Source organism: Serratia sp. BNK-12 (assembly GCF_047456085.1).
GTDB lineage: Bacteria > Pseudomonadota > Gammaproteobacteria > Enterobacterales > Enterobacteriaceae > Serratia > Serratia liquefaciens.
The window spans coordinates 4,587,337-4,614,263 of record NZ_CP179896.1 but is presented as its reverse complement, the minus strand read 5'-3'; the positions used below and the strand labels follow the sequence as shown (position 1 = coordinate 4,614,263).

Here is a 26,927-nt window from a genome sequence, read left to right as displayed (position 1 = left end):
AGGCCGATGTGCACATATAATGCGCATCCGGTCATTTATGGCCGCATAACCTATATTGATAACTGCCAGTGGCCACTACCAACACGAAGATGAAAATGAGCATTCGCGCGTTACTAACCCTGTTTACGGCACTGGTGGCTTTCAGCCAGGCTGCCTTCGCCGTTGTATATCCGTTGCCTGCCAAAGACAGCCGTCTGGTGGGTGAGAACATCCAGATCACCGTACCGGAAGACAGCAAGCTGCCGCTGGAGAGCTTTGCCGCTCAATACCAGATGGGCCTGAGCAATATGCTGGAAGCCAACCCGGGTGTGGATCCTTTCCTGCCGAAAGCAGGCAGCACTCTGACCATCCCACAGCAGTTGATCCTGCCGGATGCGCCACGTGAAGGCATCATCATCAACAGCGCCGAGATGCGTCTGTACTACTACCCGAAAGGCACCAACACCGTGATCGTGTTGCCAATCGGTATCGGCCAGTTGGGCAAAGATACGCCGCTGAACTGGACCACTACCGTGCAGCGCAAGAAAGATGGCCCAACCTGGACGCCAACCGCCAAGATGCGTGCGGAATACGCTGCTGACGGCGAGATCCTGCCTGCGGTATTCCCGGCCGGTCCGGACAACCCTATGGGGCTGTACGCGCTGTACGTCGGTCGTCTGTATGCGATCCACGGTACCAATGCCAACTTCGGTATCGGTCTGCGCGTGAGCCACGGCTGTGTGCGTCTGCGTGCTGACGACATCAAGTTCCTGTTCGAAAACGTTCCGGTCGGCACTCGCGTGCAGTTCATCAACGAGCCGATCAAAGCCAGCGTTGAGCCGGACGGTTCCCGTTACATTGAAGTGCACAACCCACTCTCTGCTAACGAAGAACAGCTGAAGTCCAAAGATCCGGTGCCGTTGACCATCTCTGCGCCAGTGGGCAAAGTGATGATGGACCCGGCGGTTAACCAGAGCGAAGTGGACGCGGCAATCAAAGCCCGTTCCGGTATGCCGGTTAAAGTGAACTGATTGATTCAGTCGCTGTAGAAAAGGCGCCTTAGGGCGTCTTTTTTTATGGCTAAAAAACACCGTTTTGCGCAGGCCTCCGCAGTTCTTTGCTTTTCGTTACCGCTGCCGCTGCCGCTTTAAAGGTCCGGTACTGTTAGCAAAAAACAGATTTTCTCGTTGCCTTAAACGGACATCGCGAAGCTGTAGGTGGGCCAAATTGCGACAGGAAACTGTCGGGAGGCCCGTCGCTGAAACTTCTTTTCTCTGGTGCAAAAACGCGGTCTGGAGATCTTGCTGTAGAGTGTCAGAATAATCACAGCTTACCTGCCTATACATCACCGCTATAAGTCCTTCCTGGTAATTATTCCTCAAAAAATCACCGTTAATTAATTGGTTATATATCCCCTCCGACCAGTGATTGCCTGAGAAAAAACTCTCAAAACCTCTGTATTGTGAAAATAAGATCACACAAACGTAACAAAAGATAAACATAGGCTCTCTATATTGGCTGCTTTGCTTTTGGGAGGGAGTGTCATGCGTAACTGGAACGAGCCGAAAAAGAACAAAGCGCACATCGAACTGATCCCGATGATCGACGTGATGATGTTTTTGCTGGTGTTTTTTGTGTTGATTAGCCTGAACGTGATCCCGGCCCTTGGGCTGAAGACTCAGTTGCCGTCCGCCGGTAGCGCTCAGCAATTGAAGCCGCAGAAGAAGGCGATCATTACCCTGGGCGCTGAGGAACAACTGCAGCTCGACGGTCAGCCGATAGCGCTGAGCGCGCTGGTCAGCACGCTGAAGCAGCAGCAGCAGGAAAACCAGACCACCACCATTATCGTTAACAGCGACAAAGGCGTTGCGGTAGAGCGCTTGGTCGCGGTGATGGATAACCTGCGCCAGGGCGGTTTCTTCTCCGTCTCCATCGCCACACGGAAGCTGTGACATGTATCTGCTCTATCGCTCACGTCACCTTTTCAGCTGGTTGCCGGCGCTGATCGTCGCGGGCTGCGTGCTGTTCGCCAGCCAACAGGCGGCGCTGAAAATTCAGCCGCGCTATGACGAAACCGCCATGGAGCTGGCATTGGTCGAGCCGGAACCTCAGCCACAGCCGGAACCGGAGCCGCCGGTGGAAACCCCGCCGCAACCCGAGCCACCGCCGCCGGAACCTGAGCCCCTTCCTGAACCTGTGGTGCCTGCACCTGAGCCGATTGTCGAGGCCAAACTGGTGCCCAAGCCACAGCCGAAACCCAAACCCAAGCCGGTGAAAGAGAAAGCCAAGCCGGTGGAAAAGGCCAGGCCCGCCGCGGTGCCGGCAGCACCGAGAACCTTGGTCAGCAAGCCCGCCGCACAGCCCGTTCCGCCGGCTCCAGCGGCACCGAAGGTGAATGCGCAGGCAATCGAAAACGGTTATCTGCAGGCATTGCGCCATGAGCTGGAGCAGCGCAAGCGCTATCCCAGCGGGCGGCAGGCTTCGCTTGAACGGCCGCAGGGCAACGTCGAGGTGTGGCTGGAGGTGGATCGCAGCGGTCGGGTGATCTCTTCCGGCATCACCAATAAGGCTTCCAGCATGCTGCTCAACCGCGCGGCGCTGAGCAGTTTGCAAAGTATCAGCCAGGTGAAGCCGTTCCCAACTGAGGCTTTCAACGGGCAGACAACCAAAAGATTTTCAGCCACGTTCAATTATCAGGCGCCTTGATGCCTGGCATAACAGTTTGATTTTTATGGGATGGAAACAATGAAATCTTTCAATCGATCTGGGATTTATCTGGCAGTGATGTCGGCGATGTTACCGGGTGCCGTGCTGGCGGCGGACTCGACCGACGTCGGCACCATCAACGTTAAGGGGCAGTCGCTGGGCGGAGGCATGATGGTGCAGGAGGACAGCGCCAAGTCGCGTTCCACCGTCACCAAAGAGGCGATGGATAAAATGCCGGCGGCGGCCAACGCCATCGACAAGCTGAAATACACGCCGGGCCTGAACGTCAACAGCGACGATGCCAGCGGTCTGAGCGGCGTTGATTACACCATGCGCGGTATGAGCTCCGATCAAATCGGCCTGTCGATGGACGGGATCCCGATTAATGATTCCGGCAACTATGCGGTTTACCCGAACCTGCTGGGTGATTCGGAGAACCTGGGGGAAGTGTTCGTCACCCAGGGCTCCTCGGAAGCCGACGGCCCGCACATCGGCTCCAGCGGCGGCAATATTGGCCTGGTGACGCGGCGTCCGTCTAAAGACTTCGGCGGCTTCGTCAAACAGACGCTGGGCAGCAACAACCTGAGCAAAACCTTTGCCCGTCTGGAAACCGGTGAGTACAACGGCTTCAGCAACTGGATTTCCTATTCGCACACCGAGGCCAAAAAGTGGCGCGGGGAAGGGCGTTTGTACTCCAACAAGTTCGAGATGAACTCGTTGTATGAGGACGGCAACGGCAACAGCAGCAACCTGATCATGAAGTACAACCAGCAAAATAACGTCAACTACAACACCCGCAGCAAGGCTCAGTTCGCGGAAGACCCCCGTGGCGATTATGACACCACGCCGTCCTACAACAACCGGGGCCAGCTGACTCGCTATTACAAGCTCAACCGTAATCCGTTCGAGAATTTCAACCTGACGTTCACCCAGAAGCTGCAGCTGCGCGACAACCTGGCGTTAACCCTGCAGCCGTACTACTACTGGGGGAACGGCGGCAGCTTCAGCGGCCAGAGCGCGTCGGTACTGTCCAGCACCTCGGATCGGGCCGGTCAGTATGACCTCAGCAACTTGCAGTCCAACACCTATTACCGTCCTTCCTGGACCCAGACCTGGCGGCCGGGTATCACCACCAAGCTGAAGTGGGACATCAACGACCAGCACAGCCTGGATATCGGCTACTGGTTTGAACGTGCGCGCCAGTCGCAGACCCAGCCGTTTATCGGCATCAAGGACGACGGCAACCCGCAGCAGCTCTCGGGTAAACCGGGCGGTTCCGATCAGGTGAAGGACGCCAACGGCAAAACCGTGCAGGGGCGTAACCAGTACACCATTACCCCGGCGCAAAAAGTGTGGCTGCAGGACACCTGGTTCGCGACGCCGGACTGGACCTTCGTCGGCGGGCTGGCCTATCAGTACGTTGAACGAAAAGGCGATAACAAGGGCAGCCTGTATAACGTGCCGGAAAAGCGTGATGCCAAATACCATGAATTTCTGCCGAACTTCAGCGCCAGCTACAAGCTGAACCCGGAAAACCAGGTGTTCTATAACCTGACTCGCAATATGCGCACCCCGCCAAACTACGTGTTGTACAACGTCGGCGATTCGCTTAGCACCAAGCCTGAACTGAGCTGGAACCATGAGCTGGGCTGGCGTTTCGAGCGTGAAGATATGCTGCTGAGCGCCTCGCTGTTCTACTTGCGCTACAGCGACCGTCAAATCTCTACCACCAATCCGGACGGTGACTACGAGATGATGAATATCGGCAACGTAGAGAACAAAGGGCTGGAACTGGAGTGGAGCGGCCAACTGCCGCATAACTTCAACTACTACACCTCGTACACCTATACCGAGTCCAAGCAGAAGAGCGACATTGTCAGCAACGGCGGCCTGCCGCTGCCGACCAGCGGTAAAGAAGTGCCGAACGTGCCGAAAAACCTGCTTAACGTGACCCTGGGTTACGACGACGGTTTGTATTACAGCAGCGTGAGCGGCAAGTACGTCAGTTCGTTCTACGGTGACCTGACCAATGACGAGAAGATTGGCGGCCGGACGGTATTCGATCTGGCGGCGGGGGTGCATTTGCCGGTGGACAAGAAGATCGTCAAGAGCGCGGCGCTCCGCTTCGGCATCAGCAACCTGTTTGACAAGGAGTACCTGACTTCGGTGCGCTCCACCACCTTCAACGCCGCACCTTATAACGGCGTAAGGGCCAGCACGCCTTACTACAACGTCGGGGAAGAACGTACCTTCAGCGTATCCCTGGAAGCCACCTTTTAACTATTTATACCCTATGGCTTTCAAGTTGCAGCTAGGCGGCCAACTCGCTCATCCCCAGGCGCTTACTTAAGTAAGTAACTGGGGTGAGCGAGTGCAGGTAACAACGCTGCGGCTTGAAAGACGACGGGTAAGAGGACTGAACGATGAATGCCAATCTGCTACACGACATTATTTTCTACGTGATGTACGCCGCGCTGGCGATTGCACTGGTGATCATTATCGAACGTGCGTTGTATTTCACCTATACCCAACGCCAGGCGCGTCGACTGGAGCAGGCGCTGACGTTGGATGTGCACCGCACGGCCGATCTGCCGGATGAGTTGACCCAGCGCAACAGCCTGCCGCTGGCGGTGATTTCACCGGTGCTGGAGCAAAAACACCGTGCCGGTGACCGCGAGGCGATCGGTGATTTGATCGACGCTCAGTATTTGTTGAGCAAGCCGCTGATGGCGCGGGGCCTGTGGTTGCTGGAAACTATCGTTACCGCGGCACCGCTGTTGGGGCTGCTGGGTACGGTGATGGGGATTATCGAAACCTTTAAGGCACTGGCTGCCTCGGGAGTGTCCGAGCCGAGCCTGGTTTCTGCCGGGATGGGCACCGCGCTGTACGCTACCGGACTGGGTATCGCCATCGCGCTGCTGTGCCTGGTGGGGAACAACTATCTGCAAAGCCGCATGGAGCGCATTAACGAACTGTTGAAGGTGCTGCTGATCCGTGCCGGTGCGCCGGGCAGCCGCCCGGAAAACGGCAGCCGCGAGCAACGGGTTGACAGCGAGGTGCCGCGCTATGCCTAATGGCCGTCATTCACGGTGGCCATTAGGCCGCCTTTACACTGCGTTATGGGGTGGTTGCCTGTTGATGTTGAGCCAGAATGCGGCGGCGCGCTTTGAAATTCCCGGCTACGAGCTGGTGTACACCGCACCGGTAGAAACCGCGTTGCAGGCGGATGACCTGCGCAACACTGCCGAAGTGTGGCAGCAGATGTTTGATGCGGCGAAAACCCGCATCGATCTGGGCCAGTTCTACGTGGCGAACCAACAGGGTTCGCTGCTGGATGGCGTGCTGCAGCATCTTAAAGCGGCGGGGGAACGTGGGGTAAAAATTCGTTTCCTGATGGAGGAGAAGGGCATCCGCATTTCTACTCCCGAAACGCTGGAACAGCTTAAGGCGATCCCGAATCTGGAGCTGCGTATTATCCCTTACCAGCGGCTGAGCGGCGGCATTCTGCATGCCAAATACCTGCTGGTGGACGGTGAACAGGCGTTTGTCGGCAGCCAGAACTTTGACTGGCGCGCGCTGGCGCACATCCATGAAACCGGGCTGCGCATCAGCGATGCCGGTGTGGTGCGGCAGATCCAGGCGATCTTCGAACAGGACTGGCAGGCGCAGGCGTTGCTGGCGGCGGAAAAACCGGTGCCCCAGCTGACGTCCCAACCCACGGTTGAACCGCTGCAGAGCAATTACCTGGTCGCCAGCCCGCGTGCCTACAACCCGGCGGGCGTGATTGATTCGCAGCTTGAGCTGCCGCGCCTGTTGGCTTCGGCCAGGCAGCGAGTGCGGGTACAGGTGATGGACTACGCGCCGTTGTCTTTTGGCCCGGACCGCACCCGGCCTTACTACGCGATGATCGATAACGCCCTGCGCAGCGCTGCCGCGCGCGGTGTGCAGATTGAGCTGATGGTCGCTAACTGGAATACCAAAAAGCCGGATATCGCCTGGCTGAAAAGCCTGGCGCTGGTGCCGAATGTGCAGGTGAAAGTGGTCACCATTCCGCCGGCAAGCAGCGGGTTTATCCCGTTTGCCCGGGTGATCCACAGTAAAATCATGACCATCGACGGCGAGATCGCCTGGGTAGGCACCAGCAACTGGACCGGCGGCTATCTGGACAATTCGCGTAATCTGGAGATTGTGCTGCACGACGTGAACATGAGCCAGCGGCTGGACAAGCTGTACAGCCAACTGTGGGACAGCCTTTACGCCGAACCGCTGAAACTGGATTACGACTACCCGACGCCCAAACCGGGCGGTGAGTCCTGAGATTGTCGGCAAATCCTCGTCAAGACTGAACCGGTAGGGTCGAACAGGTTCGACCCGATTTACCCCTTTTAATGCTGCGCCTCTGCGCTTGGCTTTGCCGGATTATTTCCGCCAGCCGCTTTTTTCCAGTGCCGTCAGCAACTGTTCGGCGCTCAGTCCCTCCGCCCGATGGCCATTACCGGAAACGGTATTGGCGGCCAGCAGGGCATTGATAATCGCCTCTTCCACCGCTTCTGCCGCTGCGGCAAACAGCTCGGAGATGTAATCGTTGTTCACCATGCGCAGCGGGGTGGTAAAGGCTCCTTTGTTGGCGTAGTCGGCAGGGGGGAGGCCGTCATTGCCGGTGGCGAAGGCGATAAAAATGTCGCCGCTCGAGTCTTCGGTACCGCCGCCGGTGCGGGCAATGCCGATGCTGGCACGTTGGGCCAGACGGGCGCATTGGTGCGGCAACAGCGGGGCGTCGGTGGCCAGGGTGACGACGATCGACCCCATGCCCGGGTGCGGCAGCTGCGGTGTAAACGGCGAGTGAATATGTGCCAAATGACGGCCCACCGGATAACCGCCCACCAGCAGCGACGCGCGTTTGCCGTGGTTGGCCTGCACGATGGCACCGACCGTCCAGCCACCGCGATCGGCAGGCAGGCGGCGCGAAGCGGTGCCGATGCCGCCCTTGAACTCATGGCAGATCATGCCGCTGCCGCCACCGACGGCACCTTCCTGGGGTAATCCTTCGTGTGCCGCCTGCAGTGCTTGCCGCACATGTTCAGGCTTGACGTGAAAACCGTTGATGTCGTTGAGCAGGCCATCGAAGGTTTCCATTACCACCGGCATATTCCAGTACACCGCGTCGTCGGCCGGCAGCGCTTCACGTTCCAGCGCGATCAGGCTGTCACGTACCACGCCGACGCTGTGGGTGTTGGTGAAGGCGATTGGGCTGGTGAGCAGGCCGGCTTCGCGGATCCACTCCAGCCCGGTGGCGTCGCCATTGCCGTTAAGCACATGCACGCCGGCAAAGCAGGGGGATTGCCGGGCCTGGCCGGCACGCGGTTCGATCACCGTGACGCCGGTACGCACGCTGCGCCCGTCGGGCAAATCGGCGTGGATGCTGGCGTGGCCGACGCGAACGCCGGGCACGTCGGTGATGGCGTTCAGCGGGCCGGCAACGCCGTGGCCGATTTTAATGCCCAAATCCTGAGCGCGCTGCGACATGGTTATTCTCCTTCAATTGAGGGTTCAACGTGCGGGATAGCCTGCCGGGTGCGCATATAGCTCAGCAGCAGGCCAAAGCAGAGGATACCGGCAATGATAATAAAGTCTTTCAGGCTGCTGGCGATCAAAATTGTCCATAACACATACAGGCAGCCGATCAGCGCGATCGCCACCGGCAGCGGCCACAGCGGCATCAGATACGGGTGGTGGAAACGTACGCGGCGGCGACTGATCAGCGCGGCGACGGCCATGATGATGTACACCAGCAGCAGCAGGATCACGGTAAATGAGGTCAGATCGCCGAGGTTGGAGCAAAAGGCCAACAGCGCCGAGGGAATACCGAACAGCAGAGTGGCAATCCACGGCGTGCCGAAACGCGGATGGATGATTTTCAGCGCCCGGTTCACCTGCGGCAGCCAAAAACCGTCACGCCCGCTGGAGAACATCATGCGGCTAAACTGCGCCACGATGGCGATAATGGCGTTGAACACCGACAGGTAAATCGCGCCGCTGACCACCCGCGCCAGCGTCGGCCCACCCAGTTGGCTGACCACGTAGCCGACCGGATCGGCCTGTTTGGCCATTTCCGCCAGGGACGGCGCGCCAATCAGCAAAGCGGTGAAGGGCAGCAGCTCGACCAGTACCACGATCGCCAACGTCAGCATGATGGCGGTGGCCATGGGTTTGCCCTGCTCGCGCATGTCCTCCGCCATATACACCGCGGCACCGTAGCCGTTATAGGAAAACAGCGCGACGCCGACCATGGCGACGATCAGCGGTACGGAAACCGGTGCCAACACGCCTTCGGGGTTTAGCATCACCGGCGCGACGAGGATGTCCGCACTTTGGTGCGGGGTGCTAAAGCCCAACCAGGCGATTAGCCCCAGCACCGCGATTTCAACCACCAAAAAGGTGCCGGTCAGCAGCGCATTGGCCTTGATGTTGAAAATGGCGCAGGCTCCGCCGATCAAGATGGTGATCATCCCGGCGGTAGAGGCGTCGAACTGAGTCCCCAGCGCGGTGTTCAAATAAGGCACGGCACCGGTGGCCAGCACCGCCGGTACGAACAGCGCGGCACTGAGAATAAACAGGTAAGTTTGCAGCCCGCACAGGGTGCCGAACAGGCGTTTGATAATGCTGTATTCGCCCCCGGCGCTGGGATGCGCCGCACCGAGTTCGGCGTAGCACAGGGCAATAGTGGCGGCGATAAAGGCAGCGATCAGAAATGAGATAAAGGCACCGCTACCGGCGCTGGCGATCGCCAGCGGAGCAATAACGAAAATTGAGCTGGCGGGCGTGACGCCGGAGGCGGTAATCATCACCACGTCGAGGACGCTGAGATTACCTTTGAATTTGTGTTCTGGTGTGGGCTCAGTCATTCAAAACTCCATTAACGCGTTAGTGGGTTATTTTGCGGGCGGCGATCGTACGGTAGAGCCTTGCGATGGCATGCCGCTGCCCGGGCCTGATTAAATGGAGCGCGTGGAAAACGAGGCGAATTTCTTCGCCTCTAAAAAATCATTATGATTATTATGAAATTACCCTTGCCCGGACGGGAAGCTGAAGGTGGCATGCTGGGCGTCATGGGAAGAAGGCCAGCGCTGGGTAATGGTTTTGCGCTTGGTGTAGAACCTGACGGCATCCGGGCCGTAGGCGTGCAGGTCGCCAAACAGCGAGCGTTTCCAGCCGCCGAACGAGTGATAAGCCACCGGAACCGGCAGCGCAACGTTGATCCCCACCATACCGACCTGAATATGACTGGAAAAATAACGCGCCGCCTCGCCGTCGCGGGTGAACAGGCAGGTCCCGTTGCCGTACTCGTGGGCGTCTATCATCGCCATCGCCTCTTTCAGCGATCCGACCCGAACCACCCCCAGCACCGGGCCGAAGATCTCCTCCTGATAAATCCGCATGCCCGGTCGCACGTGGTCAAACAGCGTTGGGCCAAGGAAATAACCCTGGCTGATTTGCCCGCTGTCGTCCCGCACCGCCAGCTCGCGACCGTCGACCACCAGGGTAGCTCCCTCCTCAACACCCTGATCGATACAGCCTTTCACTTTCTCATAATGCTGTTGGGTGACCAGCGGTCCCATGTCGTTGCGGTTATCGTTACCGGCACCGACCCGCATGGCCGCCATTTGCCGCTGCAACCCGGCAACCAACGCGTCGGCCGTGCCGTCTCCCACCGCCACCACCAGCGGGATGGCCATGCAGCGTTGTCCGCAGGAGCCGAACGCCGCACCCATCAGCGCACTGACGCTGCCGGCGATGTCGGCATCCGGCAGCACCACCGCATGGTTCTTCGCGCCGCCCAGCGCCTGCACCCGTTTGTTCTGGCCACAACCGGTGTGATAGATGTGCTCCGCTACCGGCGTAGAGCCGACAAAGCTGACGGCTTTGACCCGGGGATCGTGCAGCAGGGTGTCCACCGCCTCGCGGTCGCCGTTGACCAGGTTCAGCACTCCCGGCGGCAGCCCGGCTTCGGACGCCAGTTGAGCGATATACAGCGTGGAGGAAGGGACGCGTTCGGAAGGTTTCAACACAAAGGTGTTGCCGCACACCACCGCCATTGGCCACATCCACAGCGGTACCATCGCCGGGAAGTTAAACGGCGTGATGCCTGCCACCACTCCCAGCGGTTGAAACTCGCTCCAGCTGTCGATGCCCGGCCCGGCATCCTTGCTGTGTTCGCCTTTCAGCAGTTCCGGCGCATAGCTGGCGTACTCAATATTCTCGATACCGCGCTGCAGTTCGCCCATGGCGTCGCTGAGCACTTTGCCATGCTCGGCGGTGATCAACCGGCAGATGGCATCGGCATGCTGTTCCAGCAGCGTTTTTAGACGTATCATCACCCTGGCCCGCTTTAGCGGTGGCGTATCGCGCCAGGCTGGGTAGGCTTGCTCGGCGGCGTCGATAGCGCTTTCTACCGTGGCGCGGTCGGCCAGTAACACCTCCTGATGCGACAGCCCGGTAGCCGGATCGTAAACCGGCTGGCTGCGGGTTCCGCCGGTGGCGGACTGGCCGTTGATCCAATGTGCAATTGGCATGGCTTGCGCTCCTTTATTATTCGGTTGCGTTGATAGCGTCGCCGAGGGCGTTGATCAGCGAGTCGATCTGCGCCTCGCTGCTGATAAACGGCGGTGCCAACTGCAGGGTGTCGCCGCCATAGCGCACATAAAACCCGCTTTCCCAGCAGCGCATCGCTACTTCATACGGCCTGCGTGCCGCTTCGCCCGGTCGGGACGCCAGCGTGATACCCGCCGCCAGACCGAAGTTGCGAATGTCGCTGACGTGGTTGCTGCCCTGTAAGCTGTGCACCGCACGTTCGAAATAGGGGGCCAGCGCCTGCACCCGTTCGATCATCTGTTCGCGTTCAATGATATCCAGCGTCGCCAGCCCCACCGCACAGCTGACCGGATGGGCGGAGTAGGTGTAGCCGTGCGGGAATTCGAGCAAATATTCCGGTTCATCGGTGGCCATGAAGGCCTGGTAAATTTCGGGGCGAACTACCACGGCCCCCATCGGCTGTGCGCCGTTGGTGACCTGTTTGGCAATATTCATGATGTCCGGCGTGACGCCGAATGCCTCGGCGCCGGTCAATGCGCCGCAGCGGCCGAAGGCGGTGATCACTTCGTCAAAAATCAGCAGAATATTGTGTTGAGTGCAGATCTCGCGGATGCGTTGCAGATAACCGACCGGCGGTACGATCACCCCGGCCGAGCCGGAGAAGGGTTCGACAATCACCGCGGCGATGGTCGAGGCGTCACGCAGTGTGATGATGCGGTTGAGTTCTTCCGCAAGCTCGGCGCCCTGCTCGGGCATGCCGCGCGAAAAGGCATTTCCCGCCAGTTGGGTATGGGGCAGGTGGTCCGCTTCGGCGCTGGCGCCAAAGGCTTTACGATTGCCGGCAATGCCGCCCACCGCGATGCCGCCAAAGTTAACGCCGTGGTAGCCCTTCTCGCGACCGATAAAACAGGTTTTGCCCGCCTGGCCCTTGGCTCGCCAATAGGCACGCGCCATTTTTAACGAAGTGTCAGCCGCTTCTGAGCCGGAACCGGTGAAAAACACATAGTCCAGCCCGGCCGGGGTCATGGCCTTGATTTTGTTCGCCAGCTCGAAAGATAAGGTATGGCCGAACTGAAACGCCGGGGAATAATCCAATCGGGAAAGTTGCCGGTGAGCGGCATCGGCAATTTCCTGGCGGCCATGGCCCAATCCGCAGCACCACAACCCGGATAACCCGTCAAAAATCTTGCGACCGTCCTGGCTGGTATAATAAACGCCTTGCGCGTGGCTTATCATTCTCGGGTTGGCTTTAAAATTACGGTTGCCGGTAAAGGGCATCCAATGTGCTTCTAACCATTCACGGTCGGCTTTATTTTCACGTTGATTTAAATCAGCCATTTTTCCCTCCGAGGGGGAGAATAGGTACGGTTAATTAACTATGCCCGTCATCTTTTAAATTGCAGCGTTGTTATCTGCACCAGCTCACCCCAGTCACTTACTTGAGTAAGCACCTGTGCTGAGTGAGCTGGCCGCCTGGCTGCAACTATAAAAGCTAGAGGGTATATATAAACGTGTTAATGAATTGTTGAGTGAAATTGACTATGTTCTGCTTCTTCACTAATGTGAATAATCATATGTCGAAACTTACTTAAGGTTTTATGCAAGTAAAAAAGCGCGCATTGTTGGGCCAGTTATCGGATATGGATCTGCGGTTGCTGCGGGTATTTAAGGCGGTGGTCGACTGTGGCGGCATGAGCGCCGCCGAGCTGGAGCTGAATATCAGCCTTTCGACCATCAGCAAGCATATCAAGGATTTGGAACAGCGACTGGGCCTGACGCTGTGCCACCGTGGGCGCGAGGGGTTTGCGGTTACTGACGAAGGGCTGCTGATATATCAGGAAACCGTGAATCTGTTGGCGGCGACCGAGGCCTTTCGCCGTGGGGTGGATGATGTGCATCAACGCCTGGGGGGGCAGCTGCACGTGGCGATATTCGACCATACCGTCAGTAATCCTCAGGCGCATATCGGCCGGGCGATTGCCTTATTCAGCGAGCAGGCGCCGGATGTCTCTTTGCAAATGTATGTGGAACCGATAAATACCATTGAACGCGGCGTCATTGACGGCCAATTTCAAATTGGCATTATTCCCATGCACCGCAGTGCGGAAAGTTTATCTTATAGTTCGTTATTTCATGAGAGGATGTTCTTATATTGTGGCGCGCAACATGAATTATTTTCCGCTAACCATGAAATACTAAATTGGGATCTGTTGCACAATTATGCCTTTGCCGGATTAGGCTACCATTCGCCGAATATGGAACTGAGCCTGCAGCAGCATTTACATCGCAAGGCAACGGGGTTTGCCCAGGAGTCGATCGCGACCCTAATTCTTTCCGGTAAGTACGTCGGCTTTCTTCCCGACCACTATGCGGCGTTTTTTGTCGCGCAAAATATGATGCGCGCCATCAAACCGACGCTGTTCCGTTATCACTGCGAATATTCCAGCGTGCTGCGGCGTTCGCCCAGCCCGCAGCGGGTGGTCAAGCTGTTCCACGAATGCCTGCTGGCGGCTCATGGAACAGCTTGATGTTTACTGATCTTTCTTCTTGCCAAAAATCTTGATCAGCAAGCCGACCAGGATGCCAATCGCGATGCCGGTGAAAATCCAGCTGATGATGCCCATGTCCAATCTCCCGCTATTACTTTGATCTGATTATATAATCATTCGATGCGGAATGCGCCTTCGATCATCTGCTGCCGCTGCGGCGCGCTGTAGTCGATCAGCGAGTTTTTGCTGTTGGATTTTGCCAGCGTCACTGCCAGTTCGTCGGCGGAAATCGGCAGGTCATCCTGCCAGAAACTGGCGATGGCATTGCGGGTAATAAAGTCGATCAGGTAGCGTTCCGGGCTGTCATGCTGCTCGGGGAACAGGCGGGCGGCAAGCTCAGCCATCAGCGCCCGCTGCTGCGGTTGTTCGCTTTTCGCCAGCAGTTCGAGGAACGGCAGCAGCAGGCGACCGCAGACCTGGCCGTGGTGATAATCGCGCAGGGCGCCAATCTCGCCGGCGATGCCGTGGATCACTCCCAGCCCAGCGGCGCTCAGCGTCAGGCCGCCAAGGTAAGAGGCTTGCATAATCGCCTCGAGAGCCTCGGCGCTGCGGTTGAGCGCAGGCCAGGCCTGCAGGAAGTGGCGAATGCCGGTCAGCGACATCTCGCGCGTCATGGTATTGGCGGTTTTGGACAGATAGGCCTCGAACAGGTGGGTAAAGGCGTCGATGGCGCAGTAGGCCAGCACCTTGTCCGGTGACCCTTGCAGCAGTTGCGGATCCAGGATGGCGGTGTGCGGCACAAAGTTGTTATGGCGCAGCGAGGCTTTCACCTTGCTCACCTGGGTGTCGGTGATCACCGCATTCTGCGTGACTTCACTGCCGGTACCGGCGGTGGTCGGGATGGCAATGAGCGGCAGGGTTGCACCGCTGATTTTTGTGTCGCCGATCTTTTCCATATAGCGCAGGGTGGGCAACGGGTGCTCGACCAGCGCGGCAAAGGCCTTGGCAGCATCCAGCACGCTACCGCCGCCAATGGCTACCACGCGTCTTACCTTGCCGCGCCAGCGCGCGACCCAGGCGTCTATCTCTTGCGGTGAAGCCTCGTGACTGACGATTTCGGTGCCGAGCAGAAGTGGCGTCAATCCGTCTGCCAGTGAGGAATACACCGCGCCATTGAGGAATGATCGGCAGCTAAACAGCAGCGTCGGCTGTGGCTCGGCGGTCAGTAGCGGGATCAGTTGGCGGATGCTGCCGTGGCCGAACCAGGTCTGGCGGTTGGCAATGGTCAGGCTGGTAGTCATGTTCTCTCCTTGGCACGCGAAAACCACAGCATAAGCCAGCCTCTGCGGCTGAACCACTGCTTTTCGCTGCCTGAAAGGGATTCCGTTAATATATTAATCCAGCCTCGTTCGGCCACGCCGCAATAATCTGGCGAAGGTGTGATTTGTTTAACATGTAAACGATTCTGCTGTTGCATTTGGCGCTATTGAGTGTTTTCTATAACAAACAGGCCACGGCGTAGCCGGAATAAAGTGATTGTTAATTTATTAATGATGGCGGGGCGAAGATGAATATTCAGGTGGAACGGTTATCCGCAGTGATAGACGCAGTCGCAACCCAAGGTTTCTATCCCAACCTGTTGGCCTGGCTGGAAGGGTTCTTCGCCTTTGATAGCGCCATTGTTTACGCGTTTGAACGCGGCCAGGCACCGCGTTGCCTGATCAAAACCGAGCGAGAAAACAGTGACGCGGTCAATCAGCTCTATCAACAGGGCGCTTACCTGCAGGATCCGTTTTACCAGGCGCTGAATGATGGCGGCGGCGGCGAGGTGCTGACCCTGCGCCAGTTGGCTCCCTGCGGCTTCTACCATACTGATTATTACCGTAACTTTTACCGCAAGACCGGCTGGCATGATGAAGCCGGCGTGCTGCTGCCCCTGACGCCGGAACGCGGGTTGGGGGTGTTTTTCGGCTCAGCGCGCCAGTCGGTGGGCGTGCGTTATCCGCAGTTGGCTGAGTTGCGTGATGCGCTGACGCTGCTCAAGAGCGTCGCGCGGCTGCATGGCGAAGTGGTCGTCGCCCCGGCAGAACCAGAAAGGGTGACGGATCATGCGGTGCAGGCACGTTATCTGTTGACGCCGCGCGAGCGCGAAATAGTGGATCTGATCCTGGACGGCTGCGGCTCGCAGCAAATCGCCGATCGGCTGTTCATCAGCCTGGGAACGGTGAAAAACCACCGCAAGAACATCTACAGCAAGCTGGCGATCGGTTCGCAGGCCGAACTGTTCAATCTGCTGTTGGCCACCCCGCTGCGCCGCAGCGCCTGAGTGTTAATTATTTGTTGCGAATGTCCCTAAAGGGACATGGCGACGTCGCGCCCACCTCCTGATAATCCGATGTTATGGCATAGGGTCTTCGGGAGTGCGACAGTGAACAATAATATCGAATCGTTAACCTACTACGCGGCAACCAAAAAATACGATCTGCGCTTTCCGACGCTGGAAGAAGATCTGGACGTTGACGTGGTGATCATCGGCGGTGGTTTCTCCGGCATCAATACCGCCCTGGAGTTGGCTGAGCGCGGCATCACCAATATCGCCATACTCGAAGGGCGCTACCTGGGCTACGGCGGCACCGGCCGCAACGGCGGGCAGGTGATGGCCGGCATCGGTCACGATCTGGAAAAAATCAAACGCCACGTCGGCCCCTCCGGGCTGGAAACCATCTTCAAAATCAGCAACCTCGGCGCCGGGATTATTCGTGAGCGCATCAAGAAGTACGCGATTGATGCCGATTTCTGTTTTGGCTACGGCTACCTCGGCAGCAATGCACGCCAGGAGAAAACCCTGCGCAGTTGGCTGAAAGAATTCAAGGCGGTATCGCCGGATGAAGAGATTGAACTCTACACCGGCGCAGAGGTGAAACAGGTCGTGGGGTCAGATGCCTATACCTGCGCATTGAAACACATGGGCGGCGGCCACGTGCATTCGCTCAACCTGCTGTTGGGCGAGGCGAAGGCGCTCAGCGGCTACGGCGTGAAAATCTTCGAAAACAGCAGCGTGCTGGGCGTGGAATACGGTTCGCGCATTAAGGTGCGCACCGCCATGGGCTCAGTACGTGCCAACAAGATGCTGTGGGCGTGCAACGGTTTCCTCAACGGCATGGAGCCGTTCATCTACAACAAAACCATCAATACCTACGCTTTCCAACTGGCGACCGAACCCTTGCCTGAAGAACTGATCCGCCAGATCAGCCCGATCCGCGGTGCCTACAGCGATATCCGCCCGGTGATCGATTACTACCGGGTGACCAATGAAAACCGGCTGCTGTTTGGCAGCGCCACCCGCTTGATCGAATACATTCCGTCGGATCTTAAGGCCTGGAACCGCAACCTGATGCTGAAAGTGTTCCCGTATCTGCATGACGTGAAGATCGATCTGGCCTGGGGCGGGCCGCTGTGTTGCAGCGCCAACCTGTTCCCGCAGATCGGCACCTTGCCGCAGCATGACAACGTGTTTTATGTGCAGGGTTATTCCGGCTTTGGCGTAACGCCGAGTCATATCGTCTGCAAAGTGTTGGCAGAGGGCATGAGCGAAGGATCGGATCGTTACGATCTGATGAGTTCGATTCCGCACGTCAATATCTTCGGTAAAGACAAGCTGCGACGGGTAATGACCACCGCCGGCAAGGTTTGGCACCAGACGTCCGGCTACTGGAAAGGCCGTCGCTAATTTTTATCACAGGAGAGAAACATGAAACCATTACTGCTTAAGCAACCGCTGCCTGAACTGTTGGACATTGGCAGCGTCAGCAACCTGGGCGCCACGGTGATCGCCGGTGAGCCAAACGTCGGGGTGGCGAGCCTTTTCGGTGAGCCGACCGATAACCTGAACTGCGGTGTTTTCAGCTGCACGCGCGGCACCTTTGTAATGGAGTATCCGTTCTCCGAACACGCCACGGTGTGGGAGGGTAGCGCGACGCTGACCGACGAAAAGACCGGTAAATCCGTGCAGTATCAGGCCGGGGATTCGTGGTTTGTCGAAAAAGGCACCCCGGTACGCTGGGAGATCACTTCGGATCGTTTTGTAAAACATTACCTGGCGATCGTCGAAGGCTGATCGTTAACTGGCCCCTCTCCGCCGGGAGAGGGGTGTTCAGCTATCCCAGCACCCGTTCGATAAAGTCGGTGATCCGCCTTAATATCTGATCCTTGTTGGTTTCGTTAAAACTCTCGTGTCGCCCGCCTGGATTGACCATCGCTTCGAAATCGCTGCCCTTGAGCCGATCGATCGCGGTTTGCGATTCCGCCATTAACACCAGCCTGTCGTCATCACCATGTATCCACAGCGTAGGCAGCGTGCCGAAGCCCGGGCCGGCGTTGATCTTTGCCAGGATCTGCTGCATCGCCCGCAGCGTCGGGCGTTTGAACGGCCCGTGCCACACCAGCGGGTCGGCCTGATAGGCTTCCCCCACCGACGGATCACGCGACAGGGTGGCAGTATCGAGCGGCGTGTCTGGGATCTCTGGCAGAGTAAGCAAATCCGAAATCAGGGTTCTTTCGCCAATCAAGGGGCCGGAAAGCACCAGCGCACGCACGTCATCGCCATAACGTTGAACGTAGCGGGTGGCAATCATCCCGCCCATGGAATGGCCGATAACCACCAGGGGGACGCCAGGATGCAGCCGCTGAAAATGCTCCGTTACGCGTCGAACGTCGTCGACCACGGCGTCATAATCTTCAATCAATACGCGTTCGCCCTGCGAAAGCCCATGGCCGAGATGATCGGGGCCGAACACCCGCGCACCCTGCGCTTCCAGCGTACGAGCGACGTACTGATAACGGCCGAGATGCTCGCCGTAACCGTGCACCAGCAGCGCCAGAAAGCGCGGTCGGTCATGGCCCCAGTCATGCACGGCAATATCGCCATGCCCACCTTTGATAAAGCTGATCTTCTGTTCAGACATCGTATTTTCTCATCGGAAGGGTCATATTCAGCGTAGCGGCAAAGCGGAGAATGGGTAGGGGCACTGCGTGCGGTGCCCCAGGATATTTAGCGAATGAAGTGCTGTGCCAGCGCATCGATAGCCTGGCGTTGGAACAGATTGAAGGCGTCTCGCGGCTGCTGTTGGCGGATGAATGCCAACAGCGGATCTTCGACCTCGGTGCGAATACCGCTAAGCTGCTCCATCACCGCCAGCCCGCAGAAGGGCACGTAGGACTCGGCATAACCGCCCTCATGCACCATCACCAGCTTTCCATCGCACAGGCGGTCGGCGGCGTCCTGCACCAGGGCCGTCATGCTGCGGAAACTGTCGCTGTGCAACTGCATGCGCGCCAGCGGGTCGAGGGCATTGGCGTCGTAGCCGCAGGCAACAATGATCAGCTCGGGTTTGAAGCGCTCGAGTGCCGGGATCACTATCTGTCGCATGGCATACAGATAGCCGTCGTCACCGGCGCCCGCCAGCAGCGGAACATTGATGTTAAAGCCTTCTCCCGCCCCGGCACCGCGGTCCTGTTCACCGGAGTAGCCCGCCGGGAAGCAGCCGTCCTGATGCAGCGACATCGTCAGTACGTCGTCACGTTGCCAATAGATATGCTGCGTACCATTGCCGTGATGCACGTCCCAATCGAGCACCGCCACTTTGCCCAAACCGTATTTGGCCCTGGCACGCTCGATGGCGATCGGGATATTGGCCAGAAAGCAGAACCCCATCGATTGATCCGGCAGGCAATGGTGGCCCGGTGGGCGCGACAACGCATAGGCGTTATCCAGGTGGCCCTGCAGCACCGCTTCGACCGCCGCGCAGGCCAGCCCGGCGGACAGTTTGGCTATCTCGTAGCCGCCCGGCCCCAAAGGTGCTTCCTCACCCAGCATGCCGCCGCCGTTATCACTTAGCTGTTTGAAACGTTGCAGATAGTCGGCCGGATGAATGCGTAACAGGTCTTCTTCCGTCGCCATGTCGGCACTTAGCAGCTGGATCTGTCGCGACAGGCCGGACACGTCCATCAGGTTTTTCATCCGCCGTTTGGTTTCCGGCGATTCGGCATGGCCCGCCCCTGAAGGCGGTTGCACCCAGCCGCCGACCGGCAGCGTGGTGGCATGCATGCCGGTGCTGTGCCAGAAACAGCGTTCATCAAACAAGAAACCGGTTTTTCTTTTCACCTTATTACTCCTGTTAAATGGCGCGTTGAACGCGCGGTGAAGCCAGCGAAATCAGCAGCAGCGACAGCAGCGCACTGCCTAGCGCCCCGACCAGCAGCCTGTCGTAACCGCCTGAAGACTCAATCCAATAACCGGCCAGCGTTGGGCCGATCGCCATGCCGCCGCCAATCACCAGATTGATGTTGTTCATCAGCTTGCCGTTGTTATCCAGCCCGGCGACGCGGGCCAGGATAAACGGCAGCACAAAGGTCCAGGTAAACTTGAACAGCACCGCCGCCAGCGCAAAGCGCAGCAGCTGCGGCGTGTGGAACAGCAGCGCAATGCCGGCGAGCAGCAAGCCGTAACTTAGCCAGATCAGCCCATTGCCGCCTCGCCTGGCGCTGATGAACGCCGCACCGCCGGCGCCGACGATGCCAAACAGCGTAGCGGCCGCCAGCACCTGGCCGCTGCTGACCGGCGAAAGGCCGGCCGCGTGGGCGATACTGCCGATAAAGGTCCAGACTGCGCTCAGGCTGATATAAAAGGTCAGCACCGCCAGGACGGCGAAGACTTTACGCAGCCATGGCGTTGCCGTGGTATGGGCGGTGGATTGCGCAGGGTGAAAGCCGCTGGGAAAGGAGGAAAGCAGCGGCAAGCAGCACAGCATGATGGCCGCCAGGATCAGGTATACCGCCATCAGGCCAAAATGGGCGAACAGCAAGGGCAGCACCAGCAGCCCAACGGCGCCAAGCACCAGCTGGCCCAGCACCCACAAGGCGTAAACTCGGCTGGGGTTGGCGGTGCCACCGGCACAGGTGATACACAGGATCATCAGCGTGCCGCCCGCCAAAGAGGCGATGAAACGCAGCCCCAGCAGCAGGTGAAAATCACTGACCAGTGCCGACGCCAAATTGCCGACGATAAACACCCCCGCAGCCAGGGTTGCCACCCGGCGCCAGTTAACGCGGCTGATCCACCACCAGGCAGGCAGGGTGGCGAGGCTCATGGCCCCCAGCTCGGTGGAAAACAGATGGCCGATTTGCGCGGGGGTGAGCGACCATTGGCTGGCCAGTTGCGCGGCAACCGCCGGGGCGGTCATCAGGATGCCCGGTGCAATGGCGGCAAAGATGATGATGGCGGTCAGCAGCCGCGGCGGGCAGGGGAGAGCCGCCCCGGCAGCGGGTACAGAAACGGAATCACTGGACATAATAATTATCCCCGCAGGTTAAGCCTGAGTCAGATATAACCGCGTTGCCGTATTCTGGGCAGGCGGAAACCGCGCCATGAATGGCGAATAATTAACGAACTTATTTTCTCCACTATAAGCCGATGTTATGGCTCTATTTATTAACCGTGGGCAATAAAGCTGCTGGCCACCAATTCGGTACGGTTGACCACTTCAGTTTTGGCAAAAATATTGCGCATATGGGTTTTTACCGTTGAAAGCGAAATACCCAGCTTCAACGCTATGCGTTTATTACTGGCGCCCTCACGCACCATATTGACGATCTCCTGCTCTTTGGCGGTCAGCAGGCGGGCTTCCCCGTCGGGCAACAGGTCGCGGGTCGCCAGTTCGATCAGCGGCATCACCGCCCGCAGGCGACCGCGTTCCAGTTCGGTAAACGGCGTATCGCGGATCAAGGACACCCCGGCAACGATGCGTTTACGCTGCCGAATAAAGATCTCCGTCATGTCGCGCATATCATTGGGCAGCATAAAATCATGATAGTAATGGCGGTTATTGGCGATTGCCGCCGGGCTCATGCCGACCATATTGATGTCCTGCTGGTGAAAGTTGGCAGGCTTGAGCGGATCGATCTGCTGGAAATGGTTCAAGTACTGCTGGTGGGTTTTATCGGAGATGCCGTGCAAAATATAGTGGTCTGGCCGCAGGTCCTGGTTAACCAAATAAAACACCCCTGCGGACACCGGGATCAGGTGCGCAATGGTGGTCAAACAGCTGTTGATAAAGGCATCGGACGATGCAATGTGCATGATTCATTTCCTCCCTTTATCGTTCGGTCTGGAATATTCGGTCAATATGTGAACGATACAAGCATAGTGATAGCAATTGTGCAACACAATAAATACATATTAACAACGTGAGCCTGATTGCAATAAAACACATAAATAACAAGGCAACGAAGAAGCCTCGGCAGCGACAGTGCCGCACGAGTGTCGATATTTTATTAATATATTAACGAATGACCTGTGGCCTTCCTGCTGAATTTACTGCAATTTCCCCCTCGGCGTGGTGACCCCCTGCGATATCACCGGCCAGTCTCGCCGCTGATGCCGCTCCCCGCGGCTCGTTCTTAAGAACGATAGACAGCCTTAATCCCGTTTGTTCTCCCTGTGAAAACCTTTTCTGGCCAACGAAAACCATAACGGTTGATTGGGCACCAAAGGTAAGACGAAAAAGCTATGGTTTGGCCTCGTCCTTAAGGACGATAGTCAGCATTTTCTTTTCCTCTCTATAGTGATATTGCCGCCACTGGCGACGAAACACCTGCAAAAGCACCATCAGGGCCAAACGATAAAACTATAAGAGGACATAACCATGAACCTGTCGTCGCGGCTTCATGCCCATCTTGAGCGGGGCAAGGTCGGATTCCCCACCACGCTGGCCAGCTCGGTCGGGGTGATTATGGCCAGCCCAGTTATCCTCACCGTGACCAGCGGTTTCGGCATCGGCGGCGATACCTTCGCGCTGGCGATGCTGATCGCCTTTATCATGATGCAGGCCCAGCTCACCACCTTCTCGGAAGCGGCGGCGATCTTGCCGACCTCCGGATCGGTGTATGACTATATCGCCTGTGGTATGGGACGCTTTTTTGCCATTACCGGCGCGCTGTCGGCCTACCTGATCGTGCATATCTTTGCCGGGACCGCCGAAACCATTCTCTCCGGCATTATGGCGCTGGTGAATTTTGAGCACCTTAATACCCTGATGGAAACCCACAATGCCTCCTGGATAGTGGGGGTGGGGTTGGTCATCGTGTTCGGTGCACTTAACGCCTTCGGCATCGAGGCCTTCGGTAAAGCGGAGATCGTGCTGACCTTCGCCATGTGGAGCACCCTGGTGATATTTGGCATTACCGGGCTGCTTTCGCCGCACGCGGTACCGCTGGAAGGCTGGTTCGGCAGCACGCTGAGCCTGAGCGATCCCTTTGCGGTATTCAGCCTGATCGGCATGGCGATGTTTATGTTCGTCGGTTGTGAGCTGGTCACGCCGATGGCACCGGAGATCAAACGCTCCGCCAGCGTGATCCCACGGGCGATGTCGCTGGGGCTGTGTGGCGTGGCGGTGTGCATGGCGTTGTACGGCGCGGCGCTCAGCCATCAGGTGGAAAACGTGGTGGTGGACGCCGCCAACGGCGTTCATCTGCTGGATACGCCGATGGCGATCCCGGCTTTTGCCGGTCAGGTGATGGGCGAGTTCGGCAAATACTGGTTGGGTATCGGGCTGCTGCTGGCCGGGGCGGCGACCATCAACACGCTGATGGCGGCGGTGCCGCGTATTCTTTACGGCATGGCGCTGGACGGGGCATTGCCACGTATCTTCGCCTATCTGCACCCCCGTTTTAAAACCCCGGTGGTAGGTATTCTGGTCGCGGTATTGATCCCCTGCGTGCATGCCTTTGCCATTCAGGGCAATCTCGACCGTATTATTCCGCTGGTGCTGGCGGCGGTGTGCGCCTGGGGCGTGGCCTACCTGCTGGTCACCTGCTCGGTGGTGATCCTGCGTATTCGCCGCCCGGATCTGCCACGCGCTTACAAATCTCCCTGGTTCCCGCTGCCGCAAATTGTCTCCAGCGTGGGCATCGTGCTGGCGATTATCTATATCACCCCGCCGGGCATGGATCCGCATGCCGTCTATATCCCGTTCAGCATCATGATTGGCCTGACTGCTGCCTATGCGCTCTTCTGGACCCTGTGTGTGCAAAAGGTCAATCCGTTTAAACCGGTGCCGGTCGAACAGGTATTGGAAACGGCCTTTGCCAAAGCGGAAAGCGAGGAGGCCCAGTTTGATCGGCTTACTTCCCTCACTTAATCGCTACTGGCAGCGCTCCCCGGCGGGCTACCAGCCGGGCGTCACCCTCAGCCGGCTGGCGAACAATCTGCAGCCCTATGCCTGCGAGCGCCTTTCGCCCTGCCTGCTGCGCCTGACCTTGCCGCAGGGGCCGGTTATCGACATTAACGAACAGGTCAGCGCGCTGTTTATGGCGCATATCGTTAGTCAGCGTTTCTGCGTGCAGGGGGCGTGCTCGCAGAAGGAGCCGCTGACGCTACGCATTAACGCCGGCGGTTGGTTGCGGCGACGCGGCGTGGTTTATCGCGCGACCCGGGATGATGCCGCAGCGCAGCGAATGATTGCCGCTCTGCGGCGCTATCCGCAGATTGCCGAAACGCTGGAGCAGCTGGATTTTCGGCGTATCCAACTGACGGTCGCGGCCGGTCATTGGCGGCTGGAGATCGAACATTTCGCCGCTTCGGAAGTGGTCAGCCGTTTGCCTGCCGGTCGCCGCTATCTGCGGCTGGAACCGGAGCAGCGGCGCTTGCTGCTGAGCAGCCTGCTGATGATCGGCCAATTGATGGAGAAACTGGATGAGTAGAGTGGTGGTGATTACCGGCGGCGGCACCGGCGTGGGGGCTGCGTGCGCCAGGCTGCTGGCGAGCAGGGGCGATCGGGTCTTTATCATCGGCCGCCGCCGTGAACCTCTGATGGCGCTGGCGGACGACATTGGCGCGCAGGCATTGGTGGGGGATGCGGCCAGCGGTGAATGCTGGCAAAGCCAGCTGTTGCCGGCCATTTTGCAGCAGGCCGGGCGCATTGATTGCCTGATCTGCAGCGCCGGCGGGATGGGGCTGGGGCGCATTACCGAAATGAACGATGACCAGTGGCGTCAGGCGCTGGACAGCAACCTCAACAGTGCTTTTGCCAGCGCCCGCGCCTGCCTGCCGGAGCTGGTGAAAACCGGCGGCAACCTGCTGTTTGTCGCCTCTATCGCTTCGCTGGCCGCCGGGCCGGAGGTTTGCGGCTACGTGACCGCCAAACATGCGCTGATTGGGCTGATGCGTTCCATCGCTCGTGACTACGGCCCGCTGGGCGTGCGTGCCAACGCGGTGTGTCCCGGCTGGGTCACTACGCCGATGGCGGATGAAGAGATGCAGCCGCTGATGGCTGAGTACCACCTCACGCTGGAGCAGGCTTACCAACGGGTATGCCGCGACGTGCCGCTGCGTCGCCCGGCCAGCGCCGAAGAGATCGCCGCTATCTGCCGTTTTCTCTGTTCGGAGGACGCGTCGATCATTACCGGTGCGGCGCTGGTGGCCGACGGCGGCTCCACCATTGTCGACGTACCGACATTGGCTTTTACTTCCCTTTAAGGAGCATCAAATGAGTACAGAAGCGGTATTTATTCAGGTTGGCGCACTGGCGGAAGGCTTTGCGCCGCACAGCAATACGCTGGAACAGCAGCATGGGTTGAGCGGTAACACGCTGACATTACGTTTTGCCGACGGTGAAATGCTGAGTTGTCACTTTGTCGATGAGCAGACGCTGAGTTGGGGGGAGTACAGGGGCATCGCTTATCGCGCCACCAGCATCCGCCCCGGCATTCTGTTTATCGATTTTCTCGATCCCGCACAGGAGAACGCCAGCATCACGCTGGTGTGCGATCGCAACCAGGGTAATTTCACGGCGGTGTATGGCCAGTTGCCGGATGAGGAACAAGCCCGTCTGGACGCCTTCAGCCGGGTTGAGCAAGGGCTGCCGCTGACGGCGGTCAACGTTGAATTCCACTTTGGCACGCTGGATAACGCCGATGTTGCGCCGCCACAGTTCACCGACGAGCTGATTGGCATGCGTAACATGTATACCTACAGCCCGACCGAGCGTTACGAACACATTTATCTGAACGACAATTTCTACGCCTGGCAGTGCCTGGACGGCGTGGAGAAAGGGCTGGCGGATGTCGATCGCTGCCACTACGTGAAGGTGGCCGAACAGCTGTACCTGTTTGTCTGGCGAGAGAAGATTGTGCCGACGCTGGGCGTGGTCATGATCGATCTGCAGGGCATGCGTACCGACGGCAAGATCCTCGGCTATCAGGGCAGTGATTTCAGCGCGCTGAGCAATTTTGCGGTAGGCGCCCATGCGCAGGTGCTGAACACCACCCACCATCCACGGGGATAGTCCGATGAATGCAACCTATGCGGCTGATGCGTTCAAGGGGCAGGTGGTGCTGGTGACGGGCGGTGCGCAGGGCATCGGGCTGGCGATCGTCAGTGCCTTTGCTCAGTTGGGCGCGACGGTGGTGATGGCGGATCTGCAGCTGCAAAAAGCGCAGGATGCCGCCGAGACGCTGCAACAGCAGGGCGGGCAGGTCCAGGCGATGGCCTGCGATCTGGCCGAACCGGGGCAGATTGCCGAACTGGTTGCAGCGGTGGGGCAGCAGCATCAGCGGCTGGACGTGGTGATCCATAACGCGGCTTACTTCCCGCTGACGCCCTTTGCCGAGATTGACGCCGTGTTATTGCAACGCACGCTGAGCGTTAATCTGATGGCGCCGTTCTTTCTGGCGCAGGCGGCTTTACCCTGGATGCAACGTCAGGGCGGGGGCTGCATTTTGGTAACGTCGTCGGTGACCGGGCCACGGGTCGCCTATCCGGGGTTGGCGCACTACGCCGCTTCAAAGGCCGGAGTCAACGGGTTTATTCGCGCGGCGGCGCTGGAACTGGCGGCGGCTGGCGTCAGGGTCAACGGTGTGGAGCCGGGAATGATCCGCACGCCGGCGATGGCCAATCTGGGGGGCGCGGCGGTCAATCAGGCGATTGCGGCCGCAGTGCCGCTCGGGCGATTGGGGGAGCCGGAAGACATTGCGGCGGCGATGGTGTTTCTCGCCTCACCGGCGGCCGCCTATATGACCGGCCAAACGCTGGTGGTGGACGGCGGCGCGTTACTCCCCGAGGCTCATCCTGTTCTTTCTTGACGTTGCAGCCTGGCTGCAACGCCA

24 protein-coding genes are annotated in these 26,927 nt (G+C 58.5%); 15 read left to right on the top strand and 9 right to left on the bottom strand.

The genetic code is table 11. The features are described from left to right. Window positions 1-89 precede the first annotated feature (89 nt). From ACMGG1_RS21540 to ACMGG1_RS21515, 6 genes are all read left to right on the top strand, one after another. Window positions 90-1,010, top strand: a complete 921-nt coding sequence (locus ACMGG1_RS21540) for a L,D-transpeptidase family protein (protein ID WP_041414166.1) — start codon at window positions 90-92, stop codon at window positions 1,008-1,010. 513 nt (window positions 1,011-1,523) lie between these two features. Then, complete coding sequence (locus ACMGG1_RS21535; protein ID WP_020825056.1) at window positions 1,524-1,931, top strand: ExbD/TolR family protein; 408 nt, start codon at window positions 1,524-1,526, stop codon at window positions 1,929-1,931. Between the two features lies 1 nt (window position 1,932). After that, window positions 1,933-2,685, top strand: coding sequence for an energy transducer TonB (locus ACMGG1_RS21530; RefSeq protein ID WP_116691340.1), 753 nt, complete (start codon window positions 1,933-1,935; stop codon window positions 2,683-2,685). Between the two features lie 39 nt (window positions 2,686-2,724). After that, on the top strand, window positions 2,725-4,965 hold the full coding sequence (locus tag ACMGG1_RS21525; RefSeq protein ID WP_046374590.1) for a TonB-dependent receptor family protein: 2,241 nt from the start codon (window positions 2,725-2,727) through the stop codon (window positions 4,963-4,965). Window positions 4,966-5,108: 143 nt separating this feature from the next. Further along, a complete protein-coding gene (locus ACMGG1_RS21520; RefSeq protein ID WP_201895775.1) occupies window positions 5,109-5,759 on the top strand; it encodes a MotA/TolQ/ExbB proton channel family protein in 651 nt (216 codons plus the stop codon). Further along, entirely contained in the window at window positions 5,752-7,002 is a 1,251-nt protein-coding gene (locus ACMGG1_RS21515) for a phospholipase D-like domain-containing protein (protein ID WP_414161005.1), read from the top strand. Before ACMGG1_RS21520 ends, ACMGG1_RS21515 begins: the two co-directional genes overlap by 8 nt. Window positions 7,003-7,104: 102 nt before the next feature. Here the strand turns inward: ACMGG1_RS21515 and ACMGG1_RS21510 are convergent, their stop codons facing one another. The 4 genes from ACMGG1_RS21510 to ACMGG1_RS21495 form a co-directional block, all read right to left on the bottom strand. Then, on the bottom strand, window positions 7,105-8,211 hold the full coding sequence (locus ACMGG1_RS21510; RefSeq protein WP_020825062.1) for a P1 family peptidase: 1,107 nt from the start codon (window positions 8,209-8,211) through the stop codon (window positions 7,105-7,107). Between the two features lie 2 nt (window positions 8,212-8,213). Beyond that, on the bottom strand, window positions 8,214-9,590 hold the full coding sequence (locus ACMGG1_RS21505) for an APC family permease (RefSeq protein WP_020825063.1): 1,377 nt from the start codon (window positions 9,588-9,590) through the stop codon (window positions 8,214-8,216). 159 nt (window positions 9,591-9,749) lie between these two features. Next, window positions 9,750-11,258 carry a CoA-acylating methylmalonate-semialdehyde dehydrogenase gene (locus ACMGG1_RS21500; RefSeq protein ID WP_414161004.1) on the bottom strand — a complete coding sequence of 503 codons (1,509 nt, stop codon included), beginning with the start codon at window positions 11,256-11,258 and terminating at the stop codon, window positions 9,750-9,752. A gap of 16 nt (window positions 11,259-11,274) precedes the next feature. After that, window positions 11,275-12,615 (bottom strand): aspartate aminotransferase family protein, encoded by a 1,341-nt coding sequence (locus tag ACMGG1_RS21495; protein WP_414161003.1) that lies wholly within the window; start codon window positions 12,613-12,615, stop codon window positions 11,275-11,277. 260 nt (window positions 12,616-12,875) lie between these two features. On the opposite strand from ACMGG1_RS21495, the gene ACMGG1_RS21490 reads away from it, so the two are divergent. Next, window positions 12,876-13,805: a LysR family transcriptional regulator gene (locus tag ACMGG1_RS21490; RefSeq protein WP_020825066.1), complete on the top strand. Its 930-nt coding sequence runs from the start codon at window positions 12,876-12,878 to the stop codon at window positions 13,803-13,805. A gap of 134 nt (window positions 13,806-13,939) precedes the next feature. Here the strand turns inward: ACMGG1_RS21490 and ACMGG1_RS21485 are convergent, their stop codons facing one another. Continuing rightward, window positions 13,940-15,067, bottom strand: a complete 1,128-nt coding sequence (locus tag ACMGG1_RS21485) for an iron-containing alcohol dehydrogenase (RefSeq protein WP_414161002.1) — start codon at window positions 15,065-15,067, stop codon at window positions 13,940-13,942. Window positions 15,068-15,333: 266 nt separating this feature from the next. On the opposite strand from ACMGG1_RS21485, the gene ACMGG1_RS21480 reads away from it, so the two are divergent. The 3 genes from ACMGG1_RS21480 to ACMGG1_RS21470 all read left to right on the top strand — a co-directional run bounded on the left by ACMGG1_RS21480 (window position 15,334) and on the right by ACMGG1_RS21470 (window position 17,883). Further along, a complete protein-coding gene (locus tag ACMGG1_RS21480) occupies window positions 15,334-16,092 on the top strand; it encodes a response regulator transcription factor (RefSeq protein ID WP_046374583.1) in 759 nt (252 codons plus the stop codon). Window positions 16,093-16,194: 102 nt separating this feature from the next. Further along, window positions 16,195-17,496 carry an NAD(P)/FAD-dependent oxidoreductase gene (locus ACMGG1_RS21475; RefSeq protein ID WP_020825070.1) on the top strand — a complete coding sequence of 434 codons (1,302 nt, stop codon included), beginning with the start codon at window positions 16,195-16,197 and terminating at the stop codon, window positions 17,494-17,496. Between the two features lie 21 nt (window positions 17,497-17,517). Next, entirely contained in the window at window positions 17,518-17,883 is a 366-nt protein-coding gene (locus ACMGG1_RS21470) for a cupin domain-containing protein (RefSeq protein ID WP_129983279.1), read from the top strand. A gap of 40 nt (window positions 17,884-17,923) precedes the next feature. On the opposite strand, the gene ACMGG1_RS21465 is transcribed toward ACMGG1_RS21470, so the two are convergent. The 4 genes from ACMGG1_RS21465 to ACMGG1_RS21450 form a co-directional block, all read right to left on the bottom strand. Further along, window positions 17,924-18,730: an alpha/beta hydrolase gene (locus tag ACMGG1_RS21465; protein WP_115060203.1), complete on the bottom strand. Its 807-nt coding sequence runs from the start codon at window positions 18,728-18,730 to the stop codon at window positions 17,924-17,926. 86 nt (window positions 18,731-18,816) lie between these two features. Then, on the bottom strand, window positions 18,817-19,929 hold the full coding sequence (locus ACMGG1_RS21460) for a class II histone deacetylase (protein ID WP_414161001.1): 1,113 nt from the start codon (window positions 19,927-19,929) through the stop codon (window positions 18,817-18,819). 13 nt (window positions 19,930-19,942) lie between these two features. After that, window positions 19,943-21,115 (bottom strand): MFS transporter, encoded by a 1,173-nt coding sequence (locus tag ACMGG1_RS21455; protein WP_414161000.1) that lies wholly within the window; start codon window positions 21,113-21,115, stop codon window positions 19,943-19,945. A gap of 140 nt (window positions 21,116-21,255) precedes the next feature. After that, window positions 21,256-21,903 carry a helix-turn-helix transcriptional regulator gene (locus tag ACMGG1_RS21450; RefSeq protein WP_046374577.1) on the bottom strand — a complete coding sequence of 216 codons (648 nt, stop codon included), beginning with the start codon at window positions 21,901-21,903 and terminating at the stop codon, window positions 21,256-21,258. Window positions 21,904-22,468: 565 nt separating this feature from the next. Here ACMGG1_RS21450 and ACMGG1_RS21445 point away from each other — a divergent pair. Genes ACMGG1_RS21445 through ACMGG1_RS21425 form a run of 5 tightly spaced genes read left to right on the top strand, consistent with a single transcriptional unit; the run spans window position 22,469 to window position 26,903 of the window. Beyond that, window positions 22,469-23,962 (top strand): APC family permease, encoded by a 1,494-nt coding sequence (locus ACMGG1_RS21445; protein WP_308531174.1) that lies wholly within the window; start codon window positions 22,469-22,471, stop codon window positions 23,960-23,962. After that, on the top strand, window positions 23,937-24,524 hold the full coding sequence (locus ACMGG1_RS21440) for a DUF3156 family protein (protein WP_413510553.1): 588 nt from the start codon (window positions 23,937-23,939) through the stop codon (window positions 24,522-24,524). Before ACMGG1_RS21445 ends, ACMGG1_RS21440 begins: the two co-directional genes overlap by 26 nt. Then, on the top strand, window positions 24,517-25,299 hold the full coding sequence (locus ACMGG1_RS21435) for an SDR family NAD(P)-dependent oxidoreductase (RefSeq protein WP_046374575.1): 783 nt from the start codon (window positions 24,517-24,519) through the stop codon (window positions 25,297-25,299). Before ACMGG1_RS21440 ends, ACMGG1_RS21435 begins: the two co-directional genes overlap by 8 nt. Window positions 25,300-25,309: 10 nt before the next feature. Continuing rightward, window positions 25,310-26,107 (top strand): molybdenum cofactor biosynthesis F family protein, encoded by a 798-nt coding sequence (locus ACMGG1_RS21430; RefSeq protein ID WP_129941569.1) that lies wholly within the window; start codon window positions 25,310-25,312, stop codon window positions 26,105-26,107. Window positions 26,108-26,111: 4 nt separating this feature from the next. Then, the gene (locus ACMGG1_RS21425) at window positions 26,112-26,903 is read left to right on the top strand and encodes an SDR family oxidoreductase (RefSeq protein WP_414160999.1); all 792 of its coding nucleotides are present in this window, start codon (window positions 26,112-26,114) and stop codon (window positions 26,901-26,903) included. The last annotated feature ends 24 nt before the right edge of the window (window positions 26,904-26,927 follow it).

Bases quoted from the DNA above. Each gene is read 5' to 3' on its own strand.
- ACMGG1_RS21500 (WP_414161004.1), bottom strand. From the start codon at position 11,258: ATGCCAATTGCACATTGGATCAACGGCCAGTCCGCCACCGGCGGAACC.
- ACMGG1_RS21430 (WP_129941569.1), top strand. From the start codon at position 25,310: ATGAGTACAGAAGCGGTATTTATTCAGGTTGGCGCACTGGCGGAAGGC.
- ACMGG1_RS21445 (WP_308531174.1), top strand. From the start codon at position 22,469: ATGAACCTGTCGTCGCGGCTTCATGCCCATCTTGAGCGGGGCAAGGTC.
- ACMGG1_RS21525 (WP_046374590.1), top strand. From the start codon at position 2,725: ATGAAATCTTTCAATCGATCTGGGATTTATCTGGCAGTGATGTCGGCG.
- ACMGG1_RS21515 (WP_414161005.1), top strand. From the start codon at position 5,752: ATGCCTAATGGCCGTCATTCACGGTGGCCATTAGGCCGCCTTTACACT.
- ACMGG1_RS21535 (WP_020825056.1), top strand. From the start codon at position 1,524: ATGCGTAACTGGAACGAGCCGAAAAAGAACAAAGCGCACATCGAACTG.
- ACMGG1_RS21455 (WP_414161000.1), bottom strand. From the start codon at position 21,115: ATGTCCAGTGATTCCGTTTCTGTACCCGCTGCCGGGGCGGCTCTCCCC.
- ACMGG1_RS21490 (WP_020825066.1), top strand. From the start codon at position 12,876: ATGCAAGTAAAAAAGCGCGCATTGTTGGGCCAGTTATCGGATATGGAT.
- ACMGG1_RS21450 (WP_046374577.1), bottom strand. From the start codon at position 21,903: ATGCACATTGCATCGTCCGATGCCTTTATCAACAGCTGTTTGACCACC.
- ACMGG1_RS21465 (WP_115060203.1), bottom strand. From the start codon at position 18,730: ATGTCTGAACAGAAGATCAGCTTTATCAAAGGTGGGCATGGCGATATT.
- ACMGG1_RS21470 (WP_129983279.1), top strand. From the start codon at position 17,518: ATGAAACCATTACTGCTTAAGCAACCGCTGCCTGAACTGTTGGACATT.
- ACMGG1_RS21520 (WP_201895775.1), top strand. From the start codon at position 5,109: ATGAATGCCAATCTGCTACACGACATTATTTTCTACGTGATGTACGCC.
- ACMGG1_RS21435 (WP_046374575.1), top strand. From the start codon at position 24,517: ATGAGTAGAGTGGTGGTGATTACCGGCGGCGGCACCGGCGTGGGGGCT.
- ACMGG1_RS21485 (WP_414161002.1), bottom strand. From the start codon at position 15,067: ATGACTACCAGCCTGACCATTGCCAACCGCCAGACCTGGTTCGGCCAC.
- ACMGG1_RS21495 (WP_414161003.1), bottom strand. From the start codon at position 12,615: ATGGCTGATTTAAATCAACGTGAAAATAAAGCCGACCGTGAATGGTTA.
- ACMGG1_RS21530 (WP_116691340.1), top strand. From the start codon at position 1,933: ATGTATCTGCTCTATCGCTCACGTCACCTTTTCAGCTGGTTGCCGGCG.
- ACMGG1_RS21510 (WP_020825062.1), bottom strand. From the start codon at position 8,211: ATGTCGCAGCGCGCTCAGGATTTGGGCATTAAAATCGGCCACGGCGTT.
- ACMGG1_RS21540 (WP_041414166.1), top strand. From the start codon at position 90: ATGAAAATGAGCATTCGCGCGTTACTAACCCTGTTTACGGCACTGGTG.
- ACMGG1_RS21425 (WP_414160999.1), top strand. From the start codon at position 26,112: ATGAATGCAACCTATGCGGCTGATGCGTTCAAGGGGCAGGTGGTGCTG.
- ACMGG1_RS21505 (WP_020825063.1), bottom strand. From the start codon at position 9,590: ATGACTGAGCCCACACCAGAACACAAATTCAAAGGTAATCTCAGCGTC.
- ACMGG1_RS21480 (WP_046374583.1), top strand. From the start codon at position 15,334: ATGAATATTCAGGTGGAACGGTTATCCGCAGTGATAGACGCAGTCGCA.